Here is a 7,277-nt window from a genome sequence, read left to right as displayed (position 1 = left end):
TAATTTCATTTTTTTACCGCTTTCTATTTTATATAAATTTTAATTATATTAATGGTAGCTTTTGTTACTCCAATCTACGCAGGTCAAAGTTAGCGATCGCTCCTTGGGAAAACTTTGCGATTTACTGAAATTTGGTTTGAGAAACTAACTTGATAACCCACTTTTGAATTTCATAACTTGTGTAAACTCTATCTACACTAAAAGGACATTTTATTTCCTGCCCCCAACGGTAAATAGTTGCTACGGAAGGATTTGGCTTTAATCGTTGGGGGGCAAGCCGTAACTCATCACCTTTACAAACCAACTTAGGAAGATTGTCCAAAAAGAAACGATAGCGATTTACATCAGCGATTCTAATAGATTTATAAGGATTGCGTTTCCTCAATTCGCCATAAGCTTTGACTTGCGACATGAGAGAGGTATCGTCTTCGTCCTTTATGTTCAAGCGTTTTTTAACTCTTTGCCAAGTCCGGTCACATACCTTTCTGCCAAATGATCTCTGGTATTCCAACCTCAATCTAGATGCCATTTCCTCCTCTTTTGCGACAAACAAGATTTTTTTTCTTAATCGCTTCTATACCTTGCCCAATAAAGAATAGGACTCGCGGTGAGAACCTTTAATTGGATTTGATGGTAAGAATTTTACTGGTCATAACGCCCAAACCCCTTTGATGCCGTGAAAATTTGGTTAGTTTTGGCGACAGATTCTCATGGCTTGTCGCTTCATACATATAAAAATACCCGCTTTTGTTGGGCGGGTCATTACTTGATTAACTAATAGTTAATAAACAGGAGTTAGGAGTAAGAATTCAGAAATCAGAATGGTATTAGAGGTGGATTCAGTTCTGAACTTTTCTCGTTGACCATACTTCTACCTTGTTTCGTTACCACCAACTTTTATTACTTTGTAGAGTTAGAATACATCGGTTATTCATCTGTTCTTTGATTAGAATACCCAACTGACTCCTGGCTCCTGACTCTTGACTTCTGACTTCTGGCTCCTGACTTCTGGCTCCTGACTTCTGACTCCTGACTCCTGACTTCTGACTTCTGGCTCCTAGCTTATGGCTCCTGTTTCGACAACTAAGCAACAAGATTTCGTTTAAGTTCATAGAGCCGAGCTATTAAAACGAACTTAAGCATATTTCGTGTTCTCTCAGGCATCCGAGGAAATTTGATGCCGGGGCCCCATTTAATCTGCACTGTTTTGAAAGGTACATCGAGTTCTCTTGAAAGAATTGAACAATACTCTTTGAAAGTTCCGCGTTCGCTCTCAAAGCATTCTACTGACTCTAGAGACATTCCACTATAAGCAGATTTAATTTGTCTACAAAAAGTTAATGGAGATATATCTGGAATGCGCGTTTTTGGTAACATCTATAAATCCTCCAAGGTTTGTTGGGGGTAGTGCTTCGGCATGAGCGATTGCAGTCTTAACCCGATGCGATCGCTTAATAAATTTATCGAAATAGAATTCAGCAATCAGGAGCCAGGAGTCAGAACACAATTCGTGTATTCCGACCGAAAAAGCTCATTTTTGACCCCTAGTAAAGAAAGCACATTTACATTTAGTGGTCAACTTTCCCATCTGTGGGACTGAATTCTCCCTGCTTAATTCTGACTCCTGGCTCCTGACTCCTATTTTATTACCATACCGTATCATACCGTACCATACAAAAATTTGCATCTATGACGTAAATTACCGTACCATCAGAAAACTAATTGCTTTGCCGAATATGCCGAAACCAGGATTTAAAACCATAACAGTTCCTGATTGGATTATTGAGGAAATTAAGAGACAGCCTGACTATAAAGGGAATCAAGCTGCTACTTTGGGGGCACTTGTTAGGGATGGTGTTGCGGCTCGTAGCGGAGAATTGGAAAACCCAGCAATATTCCTTGCACAAGTACTGAATCACTTACCTAATTGGGAGCGGCGCGAATCCTGGGAGTTGGCGCTGACTATTTTAAGTTGGTTGCAAGAAACAGAGCATAATGCTGATTGATCGGATTGATAGAATTGGTTCATAGGTAATTTTGGTGCAATGCTTCCTTTGGTAAAACTAATTTGCGGTCAACATAACACGATTGTGGAAGGGGATTTAGTAGAGCTAGCGCAAAAGCATGTTGGTGATTATGCCAACAAGTGGAAAGAACAATTACAATTGCACGGGCAATCAGACAAATTTTGGGACTGGGATTTTAAACTGGAGTTTATCATTAATAGACAAGCAAACCGTGAAGGCTATGCGATTGAATACGAAGATGAAACTCAAGGATTAATGCTGATTGAAACCCAAATGCACGGTTCTCGCCTGGTAGAGGGTAAACGCTTGGTATACATTGACGGTATAGCTACCGCACCTTGGAATCGGGCATATATTCAACGTCCGCCAAAATTAAAAGGTGTTGGGACTGCATTCTTGGCATTTGCCAGAACCCGCAGTATGGAATTAGGGTATGAAGGTAGAGTAGGATTGCATTCACTACAGGGAGTAGAAGAATTTTATGATAGCCAAGGCATGATTGATGCCGGAGAAGATGAAGATTACGACGATCTAGTTTATTTTGAGTATGGAGTTTTCCGTTCTCCTGGATAAGGTAGCAAAGGTAAATAAATGAGCCAGCAAGAACAAAGTGATAATCAAAACACCTTTAACCAAAAAAATGCAGTAAATCCAACGGGTTTGTTATTTGATGAAGAATGGTTGCAAAAAGGTGTTGAAGCTGAGGATAAAGTTGGTGGCAATATTGGGGCTGGATTAGATTGGGGTCCAGCATTTGGCTCCTTAATGGGTAATCTAGAACTTTTGGGACGTTTCACAACATTGCGTATTTCTCTAAATAGAGAAGTGCGGTTGTTGGTGAATAATTGGAATTTAGGCACAGCTACAAAAATTGCCATAAAAGCTGCAAGAGAAAGAATACTTGAAAAGTTTAGATTGCCAACACCAGAGGTAAGAGAATACATACTCGCTACTCTGGGAAATGATGAACTTTATGGCGAAGAATTCATTTCTAATCGAGAGATACTGCGCGAACTGCTTGGGTTGTTATTAAAACAAGAAGATTGGGAAACCATTGCAGCAGTTGCAGCAGATTCGTTAAAGCAAGAAATTATACATCAAGCTGTTAGTGACAAAATTTCGGCGTGAGTTTGAGAATTAGGCGCTTGACAATTCATTAATTTTTTGAGCATTTACTCCCATCTGAGTACTGCGCTCAACGGCGGGTAGTTCCTACAGGCTCCTTCGATTGTGTAGGGGTTGGCTTTTGTTTGGTTTTGTCCGGAATAACATATGCTACTGCACCAATCCCAGCTATTCCACCGCCTATGAGATACATAATATTTTTAGTGAAGTATTGGGAGCCGATGTATCCAAAGGTGATAGCTGCCACTATTGTGACAATCATTTGAGGTAGTTTCATAATTTAAAATGTTGTTGTTTGTTTAATGAATGAAGCAATGATTGTTGCTCTTTGGCAATTGGTACGTACTATTCGTTAATTTGTCGCTGAGGCTTTTTACCGAATGAAGCACTAGCAACAAAGCTGGAAAACCCAACAAGCATCCAACCCAAGCAGATATGTTTTCGTATCTGCCATTCATATTGCTTGCTCTGGGAAATTGATTTTGTGTTCGCCTCAATAATCTCTAAGCCCCAACAGGAAAGTGTGCCTATCCCAAACAAGCAACTACTGGCAATAGAGGCAACCGCGATTGTGTTTAGAATCCGAACACTCAAACTCGGATTTCTTACAAAAGGCTTTTGTTGACGGTAAGTACGGAGCAGGGCTAATTTGTTTGTGCCTAGACGTTTAATATGCTCTTGTTGAATCAGAGGGTAAGCAATTTGTTGATTATTAGTCATTTGTCGTCATCAGTATGTAGTTTTAATCGCATCTATATCAGTGAACGTATGATAAGCTTCCGTTATAGGTTGCACTACATTCCACAGAGGGGTATCAACTTTTCTTTGGTAATAATTTAATTCCTGAATGCTGAATTCCTCTTCACAAAGCCTTCTTTCGCTTCACCAGCACTGAGCGCAAGTACCGCCGACACTCCCCTTCTCCTTTATAAATCAGAATCCGCAGCGCCTGCACTTCCTGTATCGGAGAAATACAAATCTCAGCGATGGCTGGAATCAAATTCTGTTGCTTCTGCACATAATCTTGATGCTGCTGCTCCAACTCTTGAATCTTCGAGTTTAGCTGTTGTATCTGCCGTAATGCTTGCGTCAGGGACGATTCTTTGTTTTGAGAGCGATTATTCAAAGTGAATGTCATTTTCTTGCTCCTCTAAATTTAGATGGTTCATTCTCAGCTAAAAGTCTGCCGAACTCGTAAATCGTTACAGTTGGTTTTGGTTCCGGCTCCAGTTTTGGTTTTGGCTCTATTGCGAGTTCAGGACTACCTAACCCAACTGCATTTTTGATTTCTTGTTCTTAATCTCGTTGTTACTTTTATCTGAATATTAGAAGCGCTATCCCACTTGATAACAGATGATGATGTTTTCAGGGCAATATTTAGATCAGTTGGAATAACACCATGTTTCAACACAGGGCAAGTTAGGGGACAATACCCACCATATTCGACTCTGGTTTTCAGATCGCAGTAACTACCCCAAGCATAATTAACTGGTTCATCAGCATTCTGATTATTAGTATTGTATCCAATCTCTCGTTCTCTAAGTGCATAGTTTCTATGCTTCTTGAGAGTGATTAACCACTGTGACATTTTTGCTTGTTGAAGCTGACAGGGTTTTAACTTAAAGTTCCATCGAACTAGCACCTTTGTTAACTCCTTTTTGGCGTAGAAATGTAGAATTTGACTTTTTCACATTCTTAAAACTATGACTGTGATAAAGCCCGTATTCGTTGTAGCTGATTGTACTTATCCCAATTTCTGGGATTATGACTTGATGAGATTGACTCTTCAAATTCCCAGTTCTGAGAATTGGTATCGAAGAACTCAATGGCTGCATCAAAACCACATTCCAAAAATCTGCTGTATGATTCTTCCGAGCAAAGAATTGATTCAACAATTGCAGTTAAGAGTTTGAAGTTGGTTTCACTAGCAGCATCTTCTTTGTAAAGCCATTCAATTGTTTCTATTAGCTGTTGTTTAGCAGAAGCCGCAGTAGATGGCGGTAATGCTGCGATGGGAATAAAACCGTATCCGCTCAGAAAACCGGGGCAGGGAGAAAAAAGTAAGTAAGTGCGTCGTAGAATATGAAATATGACGCAACAATCATCACCAGATCAAGAAATCTCCAGATTACTGCAATCAATCGACCCAGAACAGATTGCAGACAAAGGTGTGCGTCAAACGGTAGAAGTATTATTAAATCTGATAGAACAGCTAAATGCAAAAATTAAAGATTTAGTTGCAGAAAACCAGAAACTGCGGGACGAAAACAACCGTCTCTTGGGTGAAGAAGGAAAACCAAACATCAAAAGCAATAAAACCGAAGGATTTCAAAAAGACCACTCATCAGAAAAAGAGCGGAAAATCCCCAAAGAACACAAAAAGAGAAGTAAAAACGAGACAATCAAGATAGACCGAGAAGAGATTGTAATTTACCCACAAGAACAATTACCAGCAGATGCCCAATTTAAGGGTTATGAGGAAGTAATAGTCCAAAACATCTCACTGAAAACAGATAACGTACTATTCCGTAAGCAAAAATACTACTCACCCCAAACAGGAAAAACTTATTTAGCACCGCTACCAACAGATTATGACGGAGAATTTGGTCCAGGAATAAAAGCGTTGGTTGTGAGTCTGTATTATGGTGGAAATATGACTCAAGGAAAACTTCTGGAGTTTTTGTCAGATATTGGCATCTCAATGAGTGCAGGATATCTATCAAATTTACTAATTAAAAATCAAGAAGAATTTGAAACTGAGTATCAAACCGTATATACAGAAGGACTAGCAAGTAGCCCTTGGCAACATTTCGACCAAACAGGAGCGCGTGTTGGTGGAATTAACCATACAACGAATGTAATTTGTAACCCGTTATATACAATCTATCAAACGACACGAAACAAAAACCGTTTGAGCGTATTAAAGGTATTGCAAAACACCAGAGAATTAGAGTTTATCCTTTCGGAATTGACCTACGAACTATTAGATACTTTCAACTTACCAAATAAGTGGATAAATCAACTCAAGTTATTGCCCCAGCAGACAGTTTTTACGGAAACTGAGTTTAATGCGTTAGTTGATGAATATTTGATTAAATTAGGCTCTCAACATCGTACCCGTATCCACGAAGCCGCAGCGATTGCTTTTTATCATCAGCAATCGAATACTCCTGTAATCAAAACCTTACTATGTGACGATGCTCCACAGTTCAAGTTAATTACCAATGATTTGGCTCTTTGTTGGATACATGAAGGTAGACATTATAAAAAGTTAAGTCCATTTGTTGCTTGCCACCAGCACATTTTAGATGACTTTTTGGAGAAATTCTGGATCTATTACCGAAGACTACTTGCTTATCGAGACTCACCAAACCAAGAAAAGGCTCACGAACTCAGACTTGAATTTTGGACGCTTTTTACCGAAAAAACTGGTTACGAGCATTTGGATGAGCGAAAACGATTAACTGCTGCTAAAGCCCAACAGCTGCTTATTGTTTTGGAGCATCCCGAATTGCCATTGCACAACAATCCTGCCGAGTTGGCTGCTAGGACTATGGTGCAGCGACGCAATATTAGCTATGCTACTCAAACTCCACAAGGTACAAAAGCGTGGGATATTTTTATGTCCCTTGTTGACACTACCCGTAAATTGGGTATCAGCTTTTTTGAATATATGCGTGACCGGATTTCTCGAATTGGAAATATTCCGTCTTTAGCAACCATTATTCAGGAGAAATCTTCTTCTAATCTATTTGGTGGTTCGTGGATGCCAGAATAATTTTCTACCCCGAAGTATTGAGGGGATACAAAATGTTGAAGTTTTCCATCGCATTTACGAAATTCTGGGGATGGGTTGGGTCTATGCTGCTACTTCCTTACCAGTTATCGGTGCTATTGCCGACTTCCTATATGGAATTTGGGCTGATTGGCGACTTTTTCTAACAGGACGACCAGATTTAGCGACTATTGTACGAGAGCGTTCTTCTCGACTTGCTTGCAAGACCCAAAGCCGTTGTCGCTTAATGGATGAAGATGACTAAGCCCAGTTTCACAATAAACGATGTCTTACTACATACTTAATTGAAATTGTGACTCGTGAAGGAGCAAAAACAGTGGAAGCAGTCA

Annotated in this window: 12 protein-coding genes; 6 read left to right on the top strand and 6 right to left on the bottom strand. The window is 39.7% G+C overall.

The window, feature by feature from the left end:
* Nucleotides 1–121: 121 nt before the first annotated feature.
* A complete protein-coding gene (locus H6G96_RS36255; protein WP_190918795.1) occupies nucleotides 122–529 on the bottom strand; it encodes a hypothetical protein in 408 nt (135 codons plus the stop codon).
* 554 nt (nucleotides 530–1,083) lie between these two features.
* Nucleotides 1,084–1,377: a hypothetical protein gene (locus H6G96_RS36250; RefSeq protein WP_190918793.1), complete on the bottom strand. Its 294-nt coding sequence runs from the start codon at nucleotides 1,375–1,377 to the stop codon at nucleotides 1,084–1,086.
* Nucleotides 1,378–1,736: 359 nt separating this feature from the next.
* Here H6G96_RS36250 and H6G96_RS36245 point away from each other — a divergent pair, with 359 nt between their 5' ends.
* From H6G96_RS36245 to H6G96_RS36235, 3 genes are read left to right on the top strand one after another with little or no spacing between them, the layout of a single operon-like run.
* Nucleotides 1,737–2,006, top strand: coding sequence for a hypothetical protein (locus H6G96_RS36245; RefSeq protein WP_206757692.1), 270 nt, complete (start codon nucleotides 1,737–1,739; stop codon nucleotides 2,004–2,006).
* Nucleotides 2,007–2,045: 39 nt separating this feature from the next.
* Nucleotides 2,046–2,600 (top strand): GNAT family N-acetyltransferase, encoded by a 555-nt coding sequence (locus H6G96_RS36240; protein WP_190918789.1) that lies wholly within the window; start codon nucleotides 2,046–2,048, stop codon nucleotides 2,598–2,600.
* Between the two features lie 18 nt (nucleotides 2,601–2,618).
* Nucleotides 2,619–3,155, top strand: a complete 537-nt coding sequence (locus tag H6G96_RS36235; RefSeq protein WP_190918787.1) for a hypothetical protein — start codon at nucleotides 2,619–2,621, stop codon at nucleotides 3,153–3,155.
* 67 nt (nucleotides 3,156–3,222) lie between these two features.
* Here H6G96_RS36235 and H6G96_RS36230 read toward each other — a convergent pair whose 3' ends face one another.
* The 4 genes from H6G96_RS36230 to H6G96_RS36215 all read right to left on the bottom strand — a co-directional run bounded on the left by H6G96_RS36230 (nucleotide 3,223) and on the right by H6G96_RS36215 (nucleotide 4,794).
* Entirely contained in the window at nucleotides 3,223–3,429 is a 207-nt protein-coding gene (locus tag H6G96_RS36230) for a hypothetical protein (RefSeq protein ID WP_190918786.1), read from the bottom strand.
* Nucleotides 3,430–3,497: 68 nt separating this feature from the next.
* Nucleotides 3,498–3,872, bottom strand: a complete 375-nt coding sequence (locus tag H6G96_RS36225) for a hypothetical protein (protein WP_190918784.1) — start codon at nucleotides 3,870–3,872, stop codon at nucleotides 3,498–3,500.
* Between the two features lie 142 nt (nucleotides 3,873–4,014).
* Nucleotides 4,015–4,290, bottom strand: coding sequence for a hypothetical protein (locus H6G96_RS36220; RefSeq protein ID WP_190918782.1), 276 nt, complete (start codon nucleotides 4,288–4,290; stop codon nucleotides 4,015–4,017).
* 123 nt (nucleotides 4,291–4,413) lie between these two features.
* On the bottom strand, nucleotides 4,414–4,794 hold the full coding sequence (locus H6G96_RS36215) for a hypothetical protein (protein WP_190918779.1): 381 nt from the start codon (nucleotides 4,792–4,794) through the stop codon (nucleotides 4,414–4,416).
* 61 nt (nucleotides 4,795–4,855) lie between these two features.
* On the opposite strand from H6G96_RS36215, the gene H6G96_RS36210 reads away from it, so the two are divergent.
* The 3 genes from H6G96_RS36210 to H6G96_RS36200 all read left to right on the top strand — a co-directional run bounded on the left by H6G96_RS36210 (nucleotide 4,856) and on the right by H6G96_RS36200 (nucleotide 7,192).
* Nucleotides 4,856–5,065, top strand: coding sequence for a hypothetical protein (locus H6G96_RS36210; protein ID WP_190918777.1), 210 nt, complete (start codon nucleotides 4,856–4,858; stop codon nucleotides 5,063–5,065).
* A gap of 176 nt (nucleotides 5,066–5,241) precedes the next feature.
* Nucleotides 5,242–6,930, top strand: coding sequence for a transposase (locus tag H6G96_RS36205; RefSeq protein ID WP_190918775.1), 1,689 nt, complete (start codon nucleotides 5,242–5,244; stop codon nucleotides 6,928–6,930).
* Nucleotides 6,908–7,192: a DCC1-like thiol-disulfide oxidoreductase family protein gene (locus H6G96_RS36200; RefSeq protein WP_347242321.1), complete on the top strand. Its 285-nt coding sequence runs from the start codon at nucleotides 6,908–6,910 to the stop codon at nucleotides 7,190–7,192. Before H6G96_RS36205 ends, H6G96_RS36200 begins: the two co-directional genes overlap by 23 nt.
* The last annotated feature ends 85 nt before the right edge of the window (nucleotides 7,193–7,277 follow it).

The organism is Nostoc sp. FACHB-892, assembly GCF_014698795.1.
In the GTDB taxonomy this organism is placed as follows: Bacteria; Cyanobacteriota; Cyanobacteriia; order Cyanobacteriales; family Nostocaceae; genus Nostoc.
The sequence above is the reverse complement of the archived record's forward strand: the minus strand, read 5'-3'. Positions and strand labels throughout refer to the sequence as shown.

Bases quoted from the DNA above. Each gene is read 5' to 3' on its own strand.
- H6G96_RS36255 (WP_190918795.1), bottom strand. From the start codon at position 529: ATGGCATCTAGATTGAGGTTGGAATACCAGAGATCATTTGGCAGAAAG.
- H6G96_RS36250 (WP_190918793.1), bottom strand. From the start codon at position 1,377: ATGTTACCAAAAACGCGCATTCCAGATATATCTCCATTAACTTTTTGT.
- H6G96_RS36245 (WP_206757692.1), top strand. From the start codon at position 1,737: ATGCCGAAACCAGGATTTAAAACCATAACAGTTCCTGATTGGATTATT.
- H6G96_RS36240 (WP_190918789.1), top strand. From the start codon at position 2,046: ATGCTTCCTTTGGTAAAACTAATTTGCGGTCAACATAACACGATTGTG.
- H6G96_RS36235 (WP_190918787.1), top strand. From the start codon at position 2,619: ATGAGCCAGCAAGAACAAAGTGATAATCAAAACACCTTTAACCAAAAA.
- H6G96_RS36230 (WP_190918786.1), bottom strand. From the start codon at position 3,429: ATGAAACTACCTCAAATGATTGTCACAATAGTGGCAGCTATCACCTTT.
- H6G96_RS36225 (WP_190918784.1), bottom strand. From the start codon at position 3,872: ATGACTAATAATCAACAAATTGCTTACCCTCTGATTCAACAAGAGCAT.
- H6G96_RS36220 (WP_190918782.1), bottom strand. From the start codon at position 4,290: ATGACATTCACTTTGAATAATCGCTCTCAAAACAAAGAATCGTCCCTG.
- H6G96_RS36210 (WP_190918777.1), top strand. From the start codon at position 4,856: ATGACTGTGATAAAGCCCGTATTCGTTGTAGCTGATTGTACTTATCCC.
- H6G96_RS36205 (WP_190918775.1), top strand. From the start codon at position 5,242: ATGACGCAACAATCATCACCAGATCAAGAAATCTCCAGATTACTGCAA.